The following is a 16,641-nucleotide window of genomic DNA, read 5'->3' on the forward strand; positions in this document are numbered from 1 at the left end:
AAATGATGAACGTTCTTCCTGGCGACATAGAGCACGGCGCCAGCCTGCTTGAACACTGCAAATTCTACGTATCGAGAGCCTATATGGAGCTACAGCAAGGCGATGTAGACGCTGCCGATCGCTGGATTGAAGAATACCGCCGGTGCCGTCGAGAGTTGGACGAGCTCCTGCGGCGGAAGAGAGAACACGACCAACTAGCTGAACTGATCGCGACGCTACAAGAACGCGGAATCAATATTACAGCGATTATCAGAAAGGGGAATGAGTGATGACGTACACACCGAACTATTTGAGCCCATCTTGGGATGAATATATGAATCTCTTGTGCTGGGAAGCCCGTTTGGCGCAAGAAATCGAGCTTCATAGCCGGCGCCGGAATTGGAATGAAGTGGCCGTGCTGAAACGGGAAAAACAAAAAGTTGCAATCCGCCGCAAATGCCTCAAAGCGGCGTTGCAACACAGAAAAACCAGCCCAATGACAATATAACACATTTCCATCTACCTGCACAAGGACAGGCCTAGCGCCTGTCGTCAAGGGTGGGAACGTTGCGCCGACTCCATCCCTCGGTCATCAGCGTTATCACCTTTGACGATGCGCGCTAGAAAGGAGGTGGAGAGTGTGACAAAGGACGAAAAGCGCCGCATCCGCATGATGGTGATACAGACACTCGATCAGCATTGTCGCGGTTGTGAGTTTTTTTCAGTAGAACTAGCGTCTATTCGCGCTTGCCGACAATGCCCGCACGGGCAGCGTATGCAAGCGCTCAGCCGGCCGTTGTGGCGCCAAGACGAAGCCAGTCCTCGCGGCAAGACCGGTAGGTGGACGGAAGAGGAAGATTTCTACATCCTGCATCACTACGGGGTTCAGCCGATCGAGGTTCTGTCTGCCCGAACCGGCCGGAGCATACAGGCGATTAGGAAGCGACTCGAGGCACTGAAAGGAGGTGAGCCGGCATGATCGAGAATCCGATCATTTCCGACCGGCATCCGATTCGCATTCAGGAACCACGCGTCATTGGATACTGCGAAGGATGCGGCGGGGAGATTCATGAAGGGGACGATATTCTCGAGTTTACCGACGGCTTGATGATCCACCAGGACGAATGGTGCGCATATGAATATTGCTGCAAGTTCGGCTGGCCAAAACAGGCGTGAAAAACGCCCCGCTGGAGGGAGCGAGGCGCTTCGAAGAGGTGATTCCCCTATGAACTGTTACTTACATAGTACAGGATCGCCTCAAAAAAATCAAATGGAGGTGTGAAACTTGGATGCTGTTATTTTGGCAAATACAAGCGAAATGAGCCATGAAGAGTGGCTGGCCGCCCGCCGGAAGGGGATTGGCGGGAGCGACGCTGCTGCTATTGCAGGATTGGACAGATGGAAATCTCCTGTTGCGGTGTATCTCGAAAAGATTGGACAAGCCCAGGAAGAAAATGCGAGCAGCGAAGCGGCCTACTGGGGACGATCCTGGAGGATATCGTCGCACAGGAATTCAGCCGGCGAACGGACTTGAAGGTCCGTCGACGGAACGCGATCCTACAACATCCGGAGCACCCGTTTATGATCGCGAACGTTGACCGTCTCATTGTCGGTGAAAAAGCTGGACTTGAGTGCAAAACGGCGAGTGAACATCTAAAAAACGAATGGAAAGACGATGAGGTTCCAGCGCAGTATCTCATTCAATGCCAGCACTATATGGCTGTCACAGGATACGATGCTTGGTGGATTGCGGTTCTCATCGGCGGCAATAAGTTCATCTACAAGAAAATTGAGCGAGATGAGGAGATTATCCGATACCTCATCGAGATTGAATCAAACTTTTGGAACAATCACGTTCTCAAGAAAAATCCGCCGATGTTCGACGGTTCGGATGCTTCGAGTGATTTGCTAAAAGCTTTGTATCCGACAGCGAAGTTCGATGAAGAGATTGAGCTTCCACCACATGCTGCCGATTTGATTGCAAAATATGAACAAGCCAAACAAGAGGAAGCCGAAGCTGCCGAGCGTCGCAAGGAAGCTGAAAATCAGCTCAAGGCTATGCTCGGTGATTATGAAAGAGCATTTGCTGGTGATCGTATCGTCACATGGAAAAACGTTCGTAGCAGCCGTGTTGATACGAAGTTACTCAAAGCGAAGTATCCAGAAATATATCAAGAGGTCGCTAGGGAATCGATATCGCGGCGATTCTCCATTAAGTAGGTGAATGGATATGGCCAAATGCAGAGGTTGCGGCAAGGAAATCGAGTGGATTAAAACACCCGCCGGCAAAGCCATGCCGGTTGATATTGAAATTATTACCGTAGTGACTGCAAAGGGCGAAGTTGTCAAAGGGCATATCCCTCACTGGGCAACTTGCCCTGCGGCACAGCAATTCAAAAAGAAATAGGAGGTCATATTATATGGCAACAAATCAATCTTTAAAAAATCAGCTTGCAAATAAAGCGAACAAAACAGAGGCGGCAGCGCCTACTCCAGCCCAAACGATTGCAGCATATCTCAAAAAGATGGGGCCGGAAATCGAAAAAGCTCTTCCTAAACACATGGACGCTGACCGTATGGCGCGCATTGCGTTGACGACAATCCGGACGAATCCGAAACTGTTGGAATGCTCGGTTCCTTCTCTCCTTGGTGCAGTCATGCAGGCCGCGCAGCTTGGGTTAGAGCCGGGACTCATTGGACATTGCTACTTCGTTCCGTTCAAGAATGGGAAAACAGGACAATCCGATGTGCAATTCATCATTGGCTATAAAGGCATGATCGACCTAGCACGGCGCAGCGGAAATATCGAAAGCATTTATGCTCATGCGGTTTACGAAAACGACACGTTCGAATATGAGTACGGCTTACATCCAAAGCTCGTTCATAAGCCAGCGATGACAAACCGCGGTGAGTTTATTGGTGCCTATGCGGTTGCGCATTTCAAAGACGGCGGCTATCAATTCGAATTCATGCCTAAAGAGGAGATTGAAAAACGTCGCAAGCGTTCAAAAGCAGCCAATAACGGTCCGTGGGTAACGGACTATGAGGAAATGGCCAAAAAGACTGTCATCCGGCACATGTGGAAGTACCTGCCGATCTCCATTGAGATTCAGCAGGCAGTTGCGCAGGATGAAGTGGTCCGAAAAGACATCACTTCTGAACCAGAACCAGTCGAGTACATCGAAGCAGAAGCATATGAAGTGATCGATCCGCAGCCGCAGTCCGAGGAACCACGGCAAGAGGAGATCGTCTTCGATGCTGAATGAGCAGCCGCAATACAAAATCCTCCTCCCAAGATGGATTTGGGAGGAGGCCAAAGACAAGGAGCATTTCAAACAACTTGTACTACAGTATATGCGGAGATATCCAGAATATACCGTCAAGCGTGTGGTGGACGGGTTTGCGATATGTGTAAAAAAGTAGGAGGTGTTGAGCTTGGCAGACGTACAGCTTGAGCATGGATATACCAAAATTGCAAACGAGATTTTAGAACGCCTGGCGCTGACCAAGCTCAGCCCGACTCAATTTAGACTGGTCTTAGTGATATGGCGATATACTTATGGGTTTAATCGAAAAGATCATGAGATGTCCTTATCCTTTCTTGCTGAAGCCACGGGTGTGCATAAGCAACGAGTGAAGCAAGAACTTGATAAGCTGATCGAAAGCAACATCATCATTGTTACTGAGGAAGGTACTTTTTCCAAATCCAGAAAACTAGCGTTTAACAAGGATTATGATACATGGCGCTTACAGTCAACGAAAGAAAGTACAGTAAGCGGAATCGCTGACACTACAGTAAGCAAAAACGCTGACACTACAGTAAGCGAAACTGCTTACTCTACAGTAAGCGAATTCGCTTACCAAGAAATAAAAAATATAAATAAAGATTTAAATAAAAATATTGATGATGATATAAGAGAAGCCCATATGACAGACCGGTCAAAAAGAGTAATTGCTAACAAATATATTCAGCGCAGGGGAAAAGGACTATCGCTTTCCCCTAAAGACGAGGAAGCAATAGAAGAGCTTCTACGAGAACCAATCCCATTGGATGACATTCTTTCACTGATCGACGAAGTGTTTGACGAGTACCAACCGAAATTCAACGGCGACGGGATCCATTCTTTTGAGTATGTGCGGAAAGTGGTCCTTAGCAAATATCACGAGCAAAAAGAGGGAGAGGGTACGGATGGCGGGACGATTCACAAGCATCGCCGAGGTGTTAGCCGACCTGCAAAAGAAGGCGGAAAGACATATGAGCAAATCCTCCGAGAAGCCGAAGCAGCACGACGAGCCTGGGGATGGAAGGGGTGACTACGAGTGTCCACGATGCAAAGATGCGGAATTCCTCTTCTATCGAGACGAACGTGGCTACGAGTTTGCCCGAGCTTGCGAGTGCCGGGAACGGAAAGCCTGGAGGCGCCGGTTCAAGCAGGCGCTCATTCCCGATGAATTTATTCATGCGAATTTCGAGAACTTTAGGCGATCGGCGCCATATCAACAGGATATGTATGACATGACAGTCGAGTACCTGCAAGAATTTAGCGTGGAGAACGGTGCAAAAAAGTTGTCTGACAAAAATTTCGGTTTCATCGCAGTGTTAGGGGAACAACGCCTTCGAGAACTGCCGGCCGGCAAACGGGCTGAAATGAAACAACAGCACAACAACTTCGGCGTCGGCAAAACCCATTTACAAATCGCGTTGTCCAAACGGCTCATTAAGGACGGTTTCAACGTTCTAGTTGTTTCAGATGTCACATTCATGGACGAGCTGATTCAAGCCAAGATGATGAACGATGAGGGCGAGACGTTGAACCAACTGCTATACGGAGCAATCAACGCAGATGTGCTTGTGTGGGACGACATTGGCAAGGCGAAGTGGTCGGAGGCAAAAGAAGCGCTGTACTACCAAATTATCAACGAGCGATACCGAAAGCAAAAGCCGATCGTGTTCAACAGCAATGAGGACCGCGGTACGCTGAGTGAAAAGATCGGATACGCTGCGGCCAGCCGGCTGCTCGGGCAGTGCGGTCCATATCTCCTCGAAGTCGAGGGCGATGATTTCAGGCTAAAGGGGCATAAAACATGTGCGTGAAGTGCGATGGAACGGGACGGCTATACACAATGGTGATGAACGGAGCGTGGCTGGTGGCCTCGTGTGACTGCGAGGACGCAGCGAGGGTGCGAAGGGACGAGGAGGACAAGCTGCGAGAGTGGCGCAAACGCCTGGCGGAAGCTTGTGAGCGATTGGGGATCACACAGGATATTGCTTGGGAGGAAGGTGATCGCGTTGGGCATCCTCTATGAAAAAGTTCAGCTCACAAAGGAACTCAAACGTCAAATGATGATTCGTCAGCTGTTAGACATGGGCATCAGGGAGCATCAAGGGCAATCCGTTTACGATTTGGATTACTACACGTTGCGATGGTTGCTGGCCACTCGAAAACTAGAACGCTAGAAAACCGCGTATTTTGCCCCGTACGGCGTTTTTCTTGCTAGGGTAATAGGAAAGTACCCAAAGGCGAGAGGAACGCCTCACAGGGCAAAACAAAGCGTCTAGCGAGGTGATGGGAATGGATGTGTGTCATCACGGCAGAATCAGGTGCTGGGAATGCGCTCGTGTGCAGGAGCTAGAGGAGCGCGTGCAGGAACTTGAGCAGGCGATTAGAGAGGCGCTTGGTCGGACGGAATATGGCAGTGCTGGGGCACGGACATATGTTGAGTATGTATTGCGGAAGGCATTAGGTGATGATGTATGAAGCGGACGAGAATTGTAGAGTACGAGAACATGCCTGTTCGGTATAACCCGGATTTATGTCCGACATGCAGGCACTTCACTGGCACGACATGCCGAATACACGTGTCTAATGTGGAACGGCAAACGACGATCACGCAGACGTATTGCATCAGAAAAATTGATTTCGGGAACCCGTACAAAAACAAGAAACGGTGTCAGCTGCAAGAGCAATATATGAATCCGTTTCATGTGCAAAGGTTGGATGAGGAATGATTAAGATCATAGTGTATGGCGAGCCTGTGGCACAGGGGCGGCCACGGGCAACGACGGTAAATGGCCGCGTTCGGATGTATGATCCAAAGAAATCACGAGATTTCAAGCATTATTTGAAATTGGCTGCATCGAAACATCGACCGAAACAATTGATTGAGGGGCCGATTTCCCTTGAGGTTAAGGTGTACAAGCCTACCTTGAAAAGTTTCAGCAAAAAGAAAAAAGCCGCGGCCGAGGCTGGACAGCTAAGGCCAACAACAAAGCCAGACGTGGATAACTACGTCAAAGGCGTCAAGGACGCTCTCAAAAACGTCATTTGGAAGGACGACAGCCAGGTGGTAGACTTACATATTTCCAAATGGTACAGCGAAACGCCGCGGGTGGAAATCACGATCGTGCCGATCGGTGAGCAGTGAGGTGACCTCGATGCCGGCAAGAACAAAAATATCGCCGTATCGGTCCGGCGAACCACGATTTGGCCGCCGGGCGCACAATATCGATACGACTGTGAGGACGTATCAGCTGACGCCGGAACAGTTGGAACGATACCGGAACGGGGAATCGATTGACGATATTCTCAAAGGGGAGGAGACCGAAGTGACCAAGAAAATCGACCTGACTGTTGAGGAATACATCGATTTGCGTCGCCAGGGATTCAGCGATGCCGTGATCGCAGCGATCAAGAATATCACCAAACAACAGCTGTATAGCTGGAAGAGATTTCGAAAGGAGAAGATCGCTCAATTGGAAGAAGAGTTGGAACAACAAGGGACTGAATCGCAAGAAACGGCAGAGAATGAGCCGACCGATAGCGAAACGATCACTGAAGATACAACAGAAGAGGCCGGCATCGAATGGCTCAAACGAGAAGCGATCCACGCGCACAAGCTGCTGACGGAGAAAGAGAAGGAAATTGAACACTGGAAAGAGCTTTTCGAAACGGCGATGGCGGACAAGGAACGGCTGCATAAAGAAATCATCGTTCTCGAAAATGAAATACAAAGACTGAAAGAGCAAGCCAACGAGTTGCGCCAACAGAAAGATCGGAGAGAGGAAAGTTGGGTAGATGCGACGCGAGAACTCCGAGCGCTGAGACTATACGCTCTCCAAAAACTGCAAAAGGATGTATACGATGAGTAAGCGCAAGCGCAGGCTGAAATGGTACCTGTTGTTTCGACGTGAAGATGGACAAGCCGTCTACCGCTATGAGCCGTTGCAAAAGTGCGAGTTGAAAAGCCGGCTGAAAAAAGGCTGGAAGGTAGTGACGTGATGGGGAAAACGCTGCGCAGGATCAGGCGAGGTGGGGAGATGACAGCGCTCCCTGTCCGCCAGGCAGAACTGGCAGAAGCGTGGAACCGAGGTTTTCACGCCGGAGCTAAACGCCAAAACGAGTTGGACACAAAACTGATGCTCGAATGGCTCGGGCAACTAGAAGACATCCCTGGGATCGGGTCGAAGACAGCAACAAAAATCCGCGAGCATTGGTTATGTTTTGTGAATCGTGCAAAAGATCAATAAATAAAAAAGACCGGACTTCTCCCGGCGTTAACAGCTCTCTGCATTAAGTATAACACAGGAGGGGTCCGATGGAGGAGCTTTTGAAACAATATAGGGAATCGTTACGGTTGGCAAAGAAACTCCTAGAAAAGGCATCGGATGAAGATAAAAAGATAATCAGAGGAATGATTTCGGATCTGGAATTTGCTATAGAGTGGATGACAACAGGAAGAAGACCTGGTAATCGACGTGGTATTGAACGAAGAGCTGCTTATCAACGCGAAAAACCATTTGATCCGTTACTGATGCAGAAATTTTTCCGTTCCAGCGAACCAACTTACGAATGGGACGATCACGAAAAGGAAAGTGTTATCACAGAATGGGACCGGCAACGAATCGAAGATGCTTTATCAGTGCTTACTGATCGGGAACGGGAAGTATATCTAATGTCGCGTGGATATTGTCTGACATATAGTGAGATTGCGAACTATCTCTGCATATCGTCAAGCAGTGTCCAAACGATGATCGAGAGAGCTGAAAAGAAAATAAAAAAACGTATAAACGAAAGCCTCTTCTGCCTTTGCGGGTGAAGAGGACTATTTCATTTTTTGATAGATAATAACATTTGTAGCATTGTAAAATAAGATTGAAAAAGTTTGGATAAAGGGGAGATGATGGTAATGGAAGAGTTAGCAAAACACATTCCTAACATTCCGATAGATAGGGGGTATTGGTTTGTAAGGACGAATTCAGGAGAGTATTATGACCATTTTGTTCATGATGGATTCATAGGTATCGGATGGAACCAAATTGAGTTGAAACACTTACACGATCACCGTCCATTAGAAGATATTGTTCGGGAAAAATACAAGAACGAAAACAGGCCCAAGTATGTAGCCAATCAGATTAAGGCGTTTTGTCATGACATCAAGAAGGGCGATGTTGTGTTAATTCCTTCTAATAAATCAGCTTATATACACTTTGGAATTATACAAGACGAAACGCCTTACGAGGAAAATATCCCCATTGAGATTGAAGATATGGACGAACATTCGGAGTGGTTCTTTGAGTATGAAGGAGTTTGCCCTTATCGCAAACGAAGAAAAGTAAAATGGATTAAGGTTGTAAGAAGAGATCATTTAGACCCGCAGTTATACAGGCTTATTTATTCTCAGCATACTATTTCCAAAGCGGATGGATATGCCGAGTATATTGATAAAGCGTTATTTGACTTTTATATCAAGGGAGACAAGTGCCATTTTATTCTACATGTGCGTAAGAAAGACCACATCAAAGCTCATCACTTTATATCTTTCATGTCTGATTTGTTCGCGTTGGCTGATAGTCATTTTGACGATGAAATTGATATTAAAATCAATGTCCAGTCTCCCGGAGCCATCGAATTAATAGGGTATATTCCTGCTATCATCATGATAGCAGTAGCACTCGTTGGGATAATCGGCGGGCGAGTAAAGTTTTTCGGCATAGAATTCGATACACCGGGGATTGTGGGAAGGTTGCTGGAGTGGCAAAAACTAAAGCAGCAAGGTCAAACTCAAGAGGGAGTTAACGAGCCAACCGATGAACAAAAAGAACGTTTGATTATGAATGCAGAAAATCTTGAAATTCAATTACCCGGACAATTGCAAAAATCATTACAAGCATACGTTGAATCTCTGAGTAAACAAACTTCTCTACCAGTAGAAGCGAAAGATGAAAAAAAGGAAGAATAAGCTTCATTCTTCCTTCTCCTTATAACGGTTTTCGATTTTAAAGAAACTTTTCACTGTCAATATTGCGGACACGAGAGAGACAAGTTCTCTAATATAAAAAACACCTACGGTACGGTTTCCAAATACGTCCAGTTTCAATAGGGTGAGGTCGTACAACAAGAAGAAAAAGGCAATAAGAAGTACAGACATATTCACTTGAGAAAGAATGCCAATGATTTTCTTCATGTCACCTCGCCCCCTTTTTTAATCATATTCAACAACAACATAAATGTTTCCTTATGACTTAATAATATCATTTTTACTTTTGTCAAAGCAAAACTTATTTATAACACTGTATTTTTGTCGTGTGAATGCCACTAATAAGTGAAAAGTGGCAAGCCGAACCTCTTTCCATTGGCGTCACCCGATCGGGTGGCGTTTTTTATTTAAGTGAGGTGATCCACGTGTATAAGTTGCACGAGGCGTTGAGTGATAAAGATAAACGAAAGCTGCGTCGTATGAAGAAGAGGGACAAGATGACCTGGCGCGATTGGATCGAAATCATGGGCGTGAATCGGCCAACGTACAAGCGACATCGCGGGGCGATCAAAAGAAAATAGAGGAGGAGGTAGGTGGGATGTAGATGCGGAAGTTGACGCCAAAACAAAAAGCGTTTGCGGATTATTATATCGAATTAGGAAACGCAGAAGAGGCGGCGAGAAAGGCTGGGTATTCCGACGCTACGGCTCGAGGTCATGCGCACAAACTGTTGCAAAATGTTGCGATTAAAGAGTACATCGGTCAACGCTTAGCTGAAAAAGATAAAGCACGCGTCGCTTCGCAGGATGAGGTGCTGGAGTTTTTGACAAAAGTGCTGCGTGGTGAGGTCACGGAAGAAATCCCTGTCGGAAAAGGCGAAGGATTTTTTGAATTGGAAGATAAGACACCAAGCATTCGGGATCGTGTCAAAGCCGCTGAGCTCCTCGGCAAGCGCTTCGCCATGTGGACCGAGCGCCAGCAAATTGACGCCAATTTTGGTGTTCAAATTATCGATGACATCGGTGAGTCCGATGAAGCAGATTAGGCTTTCTGAAGTGTTTACACCAACGTTCCAAAAAGTGTGGGCGCTGGTGAAACAGCAACGTTATTTGCGCTATGTACTGAAAGGTGGTCGGGCCAGCGCCAAATCTACGCATATCGCAATGATGGTGTTATTGCTGGTGATGCGGTATCCGGTGACGGCTCTTGTTGTACGCAGGGTCGGGAACACGCTAGCGGATTCGGTGTTGGAACAGCTGAAAGAAGCGATGGAAATATTGGGTGTCACAGAGTATTTTCAAGTGACGATCAACCCGATGCGGATCACGTATCTGCCGCGAGGAAATCGGATTCTGTTCCGCGGTGCTGATGACCCACAAAAAATCAAATCCATTAAAGCATCGAAATTTCCACTAGCAATTATGTGGATCGAAGAGCTTGCTGAATTTAAGACAGAAGAAGAAGTGTCTGTCATCGAAAAGTCGGTGTTGCGCGGAGAGCTTCCAGATGGGTTGAGATATACGTTTTTTTACAGCTATAACCCGCCAAAACGGAGGCAATCATGGGTGAACCAAAAATACGAAACGCAGTTTCTTCCTGAAAACACGTTCGTTCATCACTCGACGTATTTGGATAATCCGTTTTTGTCGCAGGATTTCATGGAGGAAGCGGAGCACACAAAGCGAACGAATGAAATGAAGTATCGTCATGAATACCTTGGCGAGCCGATCGGGAGTGGTGTGGTACCGTTTGACAACTTGGTGTTTCGGACGATTACGGATGACGAGATGAAGAGCTTTGATAACATCCGCCAGGGCATTGACTGGGGATATGGTGTGGATCCGTTCGCGTTTGTACGCTGGCACTACGATAAAACGAGGAGAACGATTTACGCGATTGACGAAATATATGGTGTAAAGTTATCGAACCGGGAAGCAGCTGAAAAAATCAAAGCGAAAAATTATCATCTTGAACCGATCATTGCCGATAGTGCCGAACCGAAATCGATAGATGAAATGAAGAAAGAGCACGGCATACCACGAATCAAAGGAGCCAAGAAGGGGCCGGGAAGCGTGGAGTACGGGGAGAAATGGCTGGATGACCTAGAGGCGATCGTCATTGACCCAAAGAGAACACCAAACATCGCAAGAGAATTTGAGTCTATTGACTATCAGGTAGATGCAGACGGCAATCCAAAGCCCAAACTGGAGGATAAAAATAACCATACGATCGATGCCACACGGTATGCGTTTGAAGACGATATGAAACGGCCATCCGTATCAATTTTGAAATAGGGAGGTGATCATGTGCTGATTGAGGACTTATTCAGGGCGCCATGGCATGAGCGGGCGTTGGCGGAGCTTGCGAAAGGGATCATGACAGATGAGCAACTTTTGGCGGCGATCGTCAAAGACTGGGAGACAAGCGAAAAGCGGAATTTGATGTTGCTCGGCGATCGATATTACCGCACGAAGATGGACATTGAAAAGAAAAATCAGGAAATCACGTGGCGTTCCAATCAAAAATTGGCTCATGACTTTGTGAAGAAGCTCGTCAATCAAAAGGTGGGCTATTTGCTTTCAAAGGAGCCGACGATCGCGACAGAAAACGAAGAATACCGCAAAATTATGCAAGATATGTTTGATAAACGGCTGTTAAAGGTGATTAAAAATCTCGGCAAAGAAGCGATCAATAAAGGGATCGCTTTTTTATATGTGTATATTGACGAAAAAGGCGAGTTATCGTTTAAAAAGATTCCAAGCGAGCAGATTATTCCGTTTTGGTCCGATAATGACCATGAAGAAATCGTGTCGTTTATTCGTGTTTATGAAGAGGTCATTTTCATGAATGGCCAAAAGCAAAAACAAAAGAAGGTCGAGTATCATCATCCGAAAGGAATTCGATATTATGTTTGGCAGGCAGATTCGCTTGTCCCAGATGTGTTGGCTGGAGTGGAAACAAACTATCATTTCATGATCGATGGAAAGCCGTATCTGTGGGAGCGCATGCCGTTGATTGCGTTCAAGTACAATGAGGAAGAGCAGCCACTGATCGACTGTATCAAGTCATTGATTGATGACTACAATTTGCAAGCTTCCGTAAATGCGGATCTGTTGGCTGACATCCCGAATTTCATCTATAAGTTAGTAAATTATGGCGGGACGAACTTACAGGAATTTTTAAATGATTTGAACCGATATCGGGCGGTAAAGTTAGATGAAAACGGTGATGTGGATAAGCTCCAAGCCGATCTTCAGACAGACGCGGTGGAAAAAGAGCTTCTTCGGATCCGGAAAGCCATCTATGAATTTGGACGCGGGGTTGATACACAGGATGAGAACCTGGGCAACGCCAGTGGAGTGGCGCTTCGATACCGATATTCGGATTTAGATATGGACTGCAACATCCTTGAAACCGAGTTTCAATCAAGCCTAGAACATTTGATTTGGTTCATCGACCAGTATTTGCTCATGACAGGAAAAGGCGATTTCACGAATGAGCCAATTTCAATTATCTTCAACCGTGACATCATCATTAATGAGTCAGAGGTGATCGCCAACTGCCAGGCGTCGGTTGGTATTCTCGATGACCAGACAATTCGTGAAAATCATCCGTGGTATACGGAGCAAGTCGAGGAACGATTGAAGAAGCAACAGGAACAAGAACAAATGTATAACGGCTACCAGGGCGCGTTCCAGCAACAAAGGAAAGATGGGAACGTAAATGAATAGCCGGCAGTATTGGGAGCAGCGTGCCGCGCAAAGAGAACAGGAAGCGCAGTTGATTGTCGAGAAATATTTAGCGCAGATGCAACAGCGACTGAAAGAAGCGCAGCGAGATATTGTGCGACAGATTGAAGCGTTTTACGCAAGGTATGCGAGAGATAACAAGCTTTCATTGTATGAGGCGAAAAAGATTTTAACGTCCCAAGAAATTGAAGAATTTAAGCAAGTCGATTTGGCCCGGTTTCGTGCTATGGCCCTCGCGGGAAATCCGCAATACGAAAATTTGCTCAACGCAGTCAGTTATCGTGTTCGGATTTCGCGATTAGAGTTGCTTTTAGCGCAAATCGAAATGATGATGCTGCACCTCTATGGCGGAAAAAACGGATTGCAGGAGTACACCTATACGGGGTTGGTCGATGTGTACCAAAACTCGTACTACCACTTCATGTATGATTTCGCGATGGCCGGCATCCCTGCAAACGTTCAAATACTTGATGACAGCACCATGCGCGAAGTGATGTCGTATAACTGGAGTGGCAAAGAGTTTTCTGAACGGATTTGGGGCCACGAACAAGAAACCATGCAAAACATTCGAAAGTCGCTCGAACAAAGCTTCATCATCGGCCGGTCCATCGATCGGACGGCCAAAGAAATAGTGAGAGTGACAGACGTTGCATACTCGCGCGCCGAAGCGTTGGTTAGGACGGAAGCGAGCTTCTTTCACAATTTAGCTGCGCACAACAGCTATCGCGATGCAGGAATGGAGAAATACGAGATTTTGGCCACGCTCGATATGCGAACATCAGATATTTGTAGATATCAAGACGGCAAGGTTTATAACGTCAAAGATTATAAGCCAGGCACGAATGCGCCGCCGTTTCATGTGCGCTGCCGAACGACGACGATCCCGCATTTTGATGAGTCGGAGTACACAAACGGCGAAAAACGCCAGTCCATGAATGGATTGGTGGGTTCGGTTCCTTATGAAGAGTGGTATAATGAACATGTATTGAAACCGAAGCTCGAGGCGGAACGTAAAGAAAGAGAGAAGCGCCAAGCGTTAGAAGAACAGATACGAGCCGATATTCGTAATGGTGTTTATAAATTGGAACACAGCCGAAACCATTACGACAAGCATAATCCGTCTCATAAACGCTATCTTGATTATGTAGAGAGAAATAAAGCAAAGGGTAAGCAGAAGCCAAGCTATTTAACGATTTCTTATGAGGAAGCTAATGAGTTAGTGAGAAAATATGCTGGTACTGGTGTACTTCAATTCAGTAGCAAAGGAGAATGGATAAATAAAGAACTCATAAAAGGTGATAAATACATCGGGGTATATGTGGATCAAACAACGGGAGAAGAAGTAAAAACAAAAGACTTTAAAATACATTATAGTAAGACAGGAACTCATATTGTTCCAACTTTAATAAAAGAAAGAGGGATGGAGCATTGAGATTATGGGAATATGTAGGAAAGAAAATAAGAGTTACTCTCAAAGATGGTGAAATATTAGAGGGGATTGTCCAAGATTATACCGACCAAGAAGATACCGATAATGATTATGATAGTCTTGACATGTTTATCGACGGAAAATATATCGGTGTTGGTGAGCCAGAAATTAAGTCAATTCAAATTATAGAATAAGCACCTAACCAAACAAAACGGTTATGTGCTTTTTTATTTTCCCTCGTCTTTTTAGCATTTGTAGACGTTAAAGAACAAAGCGGTTCGTGGCCGTAACCACGTAAAAAAACGTAACCTGGAGGGGAACAAGAATGAAACGTGAATTTCTCGAAAGTTTAGGACTGGAGAAAGAGGTCATTGACAAAATTATGGCCGAGCATGGAAAGTCGGTTGAAGCTCACAAGACCAAAGTCGATGAGTTGAAAGCCAACCTTGACGATATGAAAAAACAGCTAGAGCAGCGCGACAACGACTTAAAACAGTTGAAAAAGCAAGCCGAGGGAAATGAAGAGCTACAAACGAAGCTTGCGGAATTAGAGAAGCGATATAAAGACGAGAAGGCAGTATATGAGGCAAAAATCAAAGAAACACAACTCAACAGCGCGATTAAACTCGCGATCAATGGAAAAGTGCATGACGCCGATTTGGTTGCGTCGCTTCTTGACAAGGACGCTATTGAATTAGACGAAAACGGAAACATCACGAAAGGACTGGATGAGCAGTTAAAGACGCTGCAAGAAACCAAGTCCTTTTTATTTGTGCCTGAAAACAACCATCAACCGAAAATTACGGGGATCAAACCAGCTGAAGGCAATCCGACTGGCGGGGATCCAGAGGATCCGTTTTTAGCTGGATTTAATTCTATTTAATGTGTAGGAGGTAATGAACAATGCCAATTAACTATGCGGAGAAGTATGCGCCATATGTCGACGAGCGTTTCAAAAAACAATCTCTTTCGGGTGGAGCTGTAAATCAAGATTTGGAGTGGGTTGGGGTCGAAACGGTCAAGGTATTCTCGATCCCAACAGCACCGATGCAAGATTATACGCCGTCAGGAAACAATCGTTATGGCACACCGGTCGAACTGGAGAACAGTGTGCAAGAAATGAAAGTAACACGCGATCGGTCCTTTACGTTTACGATCGATAATAAATCGAAACAAGATACCATGGGTGTTATGGAGGCCGGCAAAGCGCTTGCCCGTCAGATTGACGAAGTGGTTGTGCCGGAGGTGGACATCTATCGTTTTGCAGTCATTTGCGCCAATGCGGGCACGACGGCGACGGCGCCGATTACAAAGGATAATGCGTATGAGGCGTTTTTGGATGCGACAACGACACTTACAGACTTGAAAGTGCCATTGGTTGGTCGCGTAGCGTATATTGGCGCGAATTTTTATAAACAAATTCGCTTAGACCCGTCTTTCATTAAAGCGTCTGATATCGCACAGGATGCACTAATGAAAGGGCAAGTGGGTCTCATTGACGGGATTCCATTGATTACGGTGCCGTCTTCTTACTTGCCAGCCAACGTCGAGTTCTTCATTACGCATCCGATGGCGACAGTGGCACCAATTAAATTGACTGACTATGTCACGCATGAAAATCCGCCAGGCATTAACGGTACATTGGTGGAAGGACGTATTCGTTACGATGCGTTCGTATTCGAGAACAAAAAGAACGCCATTTACGTGCACAAAAACGCGTAAGGGGTGACGGGACATGAAGAAATTTAAAAAAGGCGACGTTGTTTTGGTCGCGCACAACGATGTACAAGAGGCCGCCTTTAAAAAGGCTGGATACGAAGAAGTGGTGGAGGAAGAGGCGAAAAAAGGGGCAAAAAAGGCATCAGAAAAGGCAGCTGAATAGTGATGACCGTTCTTGAGATTGTGAAAGCCCAATTGGACACCTCTCTGTCTGACGATCGCCTGGAGATGTACATCGATGAAGTTGGCCAGGCGATCAAGACGTTTTGTAATCGGGAGGACGTTCCAGATGAGTTGCGGTATGTCCACGCGAACATGGTTGTGGATTTGGTTCGTTTGAGGCAAAAAAACACTCCTGATGCCGAACCGGCTGTCCAGTCCATCAAAGAAGGGGACGTGCAAATCACGTTCACGACCCACGAAAAGAGCCAAGGCGAAACAGAAGTAGAGAGTGTTGTTCATTCATACAAGAATGCGTTATATAAGTTTCGCAAAATGAGGTGGTAG

Annotated in this window: 25 protein-coding genes and 1 pseudogene; 25 read left to right on the forward strand and 1 reads right to left on the reverse strand. The window is 46.3% G+C overall.

All coding sequences use genetic code 11. The annotated features are described in order from the left end of the window. Window positions 1-2: 2 nt before the first annotated feature. The 16 genes and pseudogenes from A0V43_RS16805 (at window position 3) to A0V43_RS16875 (ending at window position 9,219) form a co-directional block, all read left to right on the forward strand. Entirely contained in the window at window positions 3-269 is a 267-nt protein-coding gene (locus A0V43_RS16805; RefSeq protein WP_063193603.1) for a hypothetical protein, read from the forward strand. After that, window positions 269-487, forward strand: coding sequence for a hypothetical protein (locus A0V43_RS16810; protein ID WP_063193604.1), 219 nt, complete (start codon window positions 269-271; stop codon window positions 485-487). Before A0V43_RS16805 ends, A0V43_RS16810 begins: the two co-directional genes overlap by 1 nt. 467 nt (window positions 488-954) lie before the next feature. Continuing rightward, entirely contained in the window at window positions 955-1,155 is a 201-nt protein-coding gene (locus A0V43_RS16820) for a hypothetical protein (protein WP_063193605.1), read from the forward strand. A 109-nt stretch (window positions 1,156-1,264) separates the two neighbouring features. Next, window positions 1,265-2,199, forward strand: a pseudogene (locus A0V43_RS16825) (YqaJ viral recombinase family nuclease). A gap of 10 nt (window positions 2,200-2,209) precedes the next feature. Further along, complete coding sequence (locus A0V43_RS19890) at window positions 2,210-2,386, forward strand: hypothetical protein (RefSeq protein WP_164834628.1); 177 nt, start codon at window positions 2,210-2,212, stop codon at window positions 2,384-2,386. Between the two features lie 13 nt (window positions 2,387-2,399). Further along, a complete protein-coding gene (gene recT, locus A0V43_RS16830; RefSeq protein ID WP_063193606.1) occupies window positions 2,400-3,245 on the forward strand; it encodes a recombination protein RecT in 846 nt (281 codons plus the stop codon). Between the two features lie 169 nt (window positions 3,246-3,414). After that, the gene (locus tag A0V43_RS16835; protein ID WP_063193607.1) at window positions 3,415-4,293 is read left to right on the forward strand and encodes a replication protein; all 879 of its coding nucleotides are present in this window, start codon (window positions 3,415-3,417) and stop codon (window positions 4,291-4,293) included. Then, complete coding sequence (locus tag A0V43_RS16840; RefSeq protein WP_063193608.1) at window positions 4,235-5,074, forward strand: ATP-binding protein; 840 nt, start codon at window positions 4,235-4,237, stop codon at window positions 5,072-5,074. The genes A0V43_RS16835 and A0V43_RS16840 overlap by 59 nt, the downstream gene beginning before the upstream one ends. Before the next feature lie 186 nt (window positions 5,075-5,260). Further along, window positions 5,261-5,437, forward strand: coding sequence for a hypothetical protein (locus A0V43_RS19895; RefSeq protein ID WP_164834594.1), 177 nt, complete (start codon window positions 5,261-5,263; stop codon window positions 5,435-5,437). A gap of 297 nt (window positions 5,438-5,734) precedes the next feature. Beyond that, a complete protein-coding gene (locus tag A0V43_RS19480) occupies window positions 5,735-5,989 on the forward strand; it encodes a hypothetical protein (protein WP_128578055.1) in 255 nt (84 codons plus the stop codon). After that, window positions 5,986-6,405, forward strand: coding sequence for a RusA family crossover junction endodeoxyribonuclease (locus tag A0V43_RS16855; protein ID WP_063193611.1), 420 nt, complete (start codon window positions 5,986-5,988; stop codon window positions 6,403-6,405). The genes A0V43_RS19480 and A0V43_RS16855 overlap by 4 nt, the downstream gene beginning before the upstream one ends. A gap of 181 nt (window positions 6,406-6,586) precedes the next feature. After that, entirely contained in the window at window positions 6,587-7,129 is a 543-nt protein-coding gene (locus tag A0V43_RS16860) for a hypothetical protein (RefSeq protein WP_236930850.1), read from the forward strand. Beyond that, window positions 7,122-7,259 (forward strand): hypothetical protein, encoded by a 138-nt coding sequence (locus tag A0V43_RS19900; protein WP_164834595.1) that lies wholly within the window; start codon window positions 7,122-7,124, stop codon window positions 7,257-7,259. Before A0V43_RS16860 ends, A0V43_RS19900 begins: the two co-directional genes overlap by 8 nt. Beyond that, complete coding sequence (locus A0V43_RS16865) at window positions 7,259-7,507, forward strand: hypothetical protein (RefSeq protein WP_063193612.1); 249 nt, start codon at window positions 7,259-7,261, stop codon at window positions 7,505-7,507. Before A0V43_RS19900 ends, A0V43_RS16865 begins: the two co-directional genes overlap by 1 nt. 68 nt (window positions 7,508-7,575) lie before the next feature. Further along, window positions 7,576-8,076 (forward strand): sigma-70 family RNA polymerase sigma factor, encoded by a 501-nt coding sequence (locus tag A0V43_RS16870; RefSeq protein WP_033016775.1) that lies wholly within the window; start codon window positions 7,576-7,578, stop codon window positions 8,074-8,076. A gap of 90 nt (window positions 8,077-8,166) precedes the next feature. Then, window positions 8,167-9,219 carry a restriction endonuclease gene (locus A0V43_RS16875; RefSeq protein ID WP_063193613.1) on the forward strand — a complete coding sequence of 351 codons (1,053 nt, stop codon included), beginning with the start codon at window positions 8,167-8,169 and terminating at the stop codon, window positions 9,217-9,219. Between the two features lie 3 nt (window positions 9,220-9,222). On the opposite strand, the gene A0V43_RS16880 is transcribed toward A0V43_RS16875, so the two are convergent. Continuing rightward, on the reverse strand, window positions 9,223-9,444 hold the full coding sequence (locus A0V43_RS16880; RefSeq protein WP_033016777.1) for a hypothetical protein: 222 nt from the start codon (window positions 9,442-9,444) through the stop codon (window positions 9,223-9,225). A gap of 397 nt (window positions 9,445-9,841) precedes the next feature. Between A0V43_RS16880 and A0V43_RS16890 the strand changes: the two genes are divergently transcribed. The 9 genes from A0V43_RS16890 (at window position 9,842) to A0V43_RS16925 (ending at window position 16,641) form a co-directional block, all read left to right on the forward strand. Beyond that, the gene (locus A0V43_RS16890) at window positions 9,842-10,282 is read left to right on the forward strand and encodes a terminase small subunit (protein ID WP_025950450.1); all 441 of its coding nucleotides are present in this window, start codon (window positions 9,842-9,844) and stop codon (window positions 10,280-10,282) included. Then, window positions 10,269-11,531: a PBSX family phage terminase large subunit gene (locus A0V43_RS16895; protein ID WP_110107640.1), complete on the forward strand. Its 1,263-nt coding sequence runs from the start codon at window positions 10,269-10,271 to the stop codon at window positions 11,529-11,531. The genes A0V43_RS16890 and A0V43_RS16895 overlap by 14 nt, the downstream gene beginning before the upstream one ends. Window positions 11,532-11,543: 12 nt before the next feature. Continuing rightward, entirely contained in the window at window positions 11,544-12,968 is a 1,425-nt protein-coding gene (locus A0V43_RS16900; protein ID WP_025950451.1) for a phage portal protein, read from the forward strand. Next, entirely contained in the window at window positions 12,961-14,418 is a 1,458-nt protein-coding gene (locus tag A0V43_RS16905; RefSeq protein ID WP_025950452.1) for a minor capsid protein, read from the forward strand. Before A0V43_RS16900 ends, A0V43_RS16905 begins: the two co-directional genes overlap by 8 nt. Beyond that, complete coding sequence (locus A0V43_RS16910) at window positions 14,415-14,609, forward strand: LSm family protein (RefSeq protein ID WP_014194728.1); 195 nt, start codon at window positions 14,415-14,417, stop codon at window positions 14,607-14,609. Before A0V43_RS16905 ends, A0V43_RS16910 begins: the two co-directional genes overlap by 4 nt. A gap of 131 nt (window positions 14,610-14,740) precedes the next feature. Beyond that, window positions 14,741-15,298, forward strand: coding sequence for a phage scaffolding protein (locus A0V43_RS16915; RefSeq protein ID WP_025950453.1), 558 nt, complete (start codon window positions 14,741-14,743; stop codon window positions 15,296-15,298). A gap of 20 nt (window positions 15,299-15,318) precedes the next feature. Next, on the forward strand, window positions 15,319-16,137 hold the full coding sequence (locus A0V43_RS16920; RefSeq protein ID WP_025950454.1) for a N4-gp56 family major capsid protein: 819 nt from the start codon (window positions 15,319-15,321) through the stop codon (window positions 16,135-16,137). A 13-nt stretch (window positions 16,138-16,150) separates the two neighbouring features. Beyond that, window positions 16,151-16,297 carry a hypothetical protein gene (locus tag A0V43_RS19905; RefSeq protein ID WP_164834629.1) on the forward strand — a complete coding sequence of 49 codons (147 nt, stop codon included), beginning with the start codon at window positions 16,151-16,153 and terminating at the stop codon, window positions 16,295-16,297. A gap of 2 nt (window positions 16,298-16,299) precedes the next feature. Then, on the forward strand, window positions 16,300-16,641 hold the full coding sequence (locus A0V43_RS16925) for a phage head-tail connector protein (RefSeq protein WP_025950455.1): 342 nt from the start codon (window positions 16,300-16,302) through the stop codon (window positions 16,639-16,641).

Origin of the sequence: Geobacillus sp. JS12 (genome assembly GCF_001592395.1) — a bacterium.
Classification (GTDB): Bacteria; Bacillota; Bacilli; order Bacillales; family Anoxybacillaceae; genus Geobacillus; species Geobacillus zalihae.

What these genes read in the sequence shown, in the direction of transcription:
- A0V43_RS16805 (WP_063193603.1), top strand. Translation starts at nt 3, where the DNA reads ATGATGAACGTTCTTCCTGGCGACATAGAGCACGGCGCCAGCCTGCTT.
- A0V43_RS16810 (WP_063193604.1), top strand. Translation starts at nt 269, where the DNA reads ATGACGTACACACCGAACTATTTGAGCCCATCTTGGGATGAATATATG.
- A0V43_RS16820 (WP_063193605.1), top strand. Translation starts at nt 955, where the DNA reads ATGATCGAGAATCCGATCATTTCCGACCGGCATCCGATTCGCATTCAG.
- A0V43_RS19890 (WP_164834628.1), top strand. Translation starts at nt 2,210, where the DNA reads ATGGCCAAATGCAGAGGTTGCGGCAAGGAAATCGAGTGGATTAAAACA.
- recT (WP_063193606.1), top strand. Translation starts at nt 2,400, where the DNA reads ATGGCAACAAATCAATCTTTAAAAAATCAGCTTGCAAATAAAGCGAAC.
- A0V43_RS16840 (WP_063193608.1), top strand. Translation starts at nt 4,235, where the DNA reads ATGAGCAAATCCTCCGAGAAGCCGAAGCAGCACGACGAGCCTGGGGAT.
- A0V43_RS19480 (WP_128578055.1), top strand. Translation starts at nt 5,735, where the DNA reads ATGAAGCGGACGAGAATTGTAGAGTACGAGAACATGCCTGTTCGGTAT.
- A0V43_RS16855 (WP_063193611.1), top strand. Translation starts at nt 5,986, where the DNA reads ATGATTAAGATCATAGTGTATGGCGAGCCTGTGGCACAGGGGCGGCCA.
- A0V43_RS19900 (WP_164834595.1), top strand. Translation starts at nt 7,122, where the DNA reads ATGAGTAAGCGCAAGCGCAGGCTGAAATGGTACCTGTTGTTTCGACGT.
- A0V43_RS16865 (WP_063193612.1), top strand. Translation starts at nt 7,259, where the DNA reads ATGGGGAAAACGCTGCGCAGGATCAGGCGAGGTGGGGAGATGACAGCG.
- A0V43_RS16870 (WP_033016775.1), top strand. Translation starts at nt 7,576, where the DNA reads ATGGAGGAGCTTTTGAAACAATATAGGGAATCGTTACGGTTGGCAAAG.
- A0V43_RS16875 (WP_063193613.1), top strand. Translation starts at nt 8,167, where the DNA reads ATGGAAGAGTTAGCAAAACACATTCCTAACATTCCGATAGATAGGGGG.
- A0V43_RS16880 (WP_033016777.1), bottom strand. Translation starts at nt 9,444, where the DNA reads ATGAAGAAAATCATTGGCATTCTTTCTCAAGTGAATATGTCTGTACTT.
- A0V43_RS16890 (WP_025950450.1), top strand. Translation starts at nt 9,842, where the DNA reads ATGCGGAAGTTGACGCCAAAACAAAAAGCGTTTGCGGATTATTATATC.
- A0V43_RS16895 (WP_110107640.1), top strand. Translation starts at nt 10,269, where the DNA reads ATGAAGCAGATTAGGCTTTCTGAAGTGTTTACACCAACGTTCCAAAAA.
- A0V43_RS16905 (WP_025950452.1), top strand. Translation starts at nt 12,961, where the DNA reads ATGAATAGCCGGCAGTATTGGGAGCAGCGTGCCGCGCAAAGAGAACAG.
- A0V43_RS16915 (WP_025950453.1), top strand. Translation starts at nt 14,741, where the DNA reads ATGAAACGTGAATTTCTCGAAAGTTTAGGACTGGAGAAAGAGGTCATT.
- A0V43_RS16920 (WP_025950454.1), top strand. Translation starts at nt 15,319, where the DNA reads ATGCCAATTAACTATGCGGAGAAGTATGCGCCATATGTCGACGAGCGT.
- A0V43_RS19905 (WP_164834629.1), top strand. Translation starts at nt 16,151, where the DNA reads ATGAAGAAATTTAAAAAAGGCGACGTTGTTTTGGTCGCGCACAACGAT.
- A0V43_RS16925 (WP_025950455.1), top strand. Translation starts at nt 16,300, where the DNA reads ATGACCGTTCTTGAGATTGTGAAAGCCCAATTGGACACCTCTCTGTCT.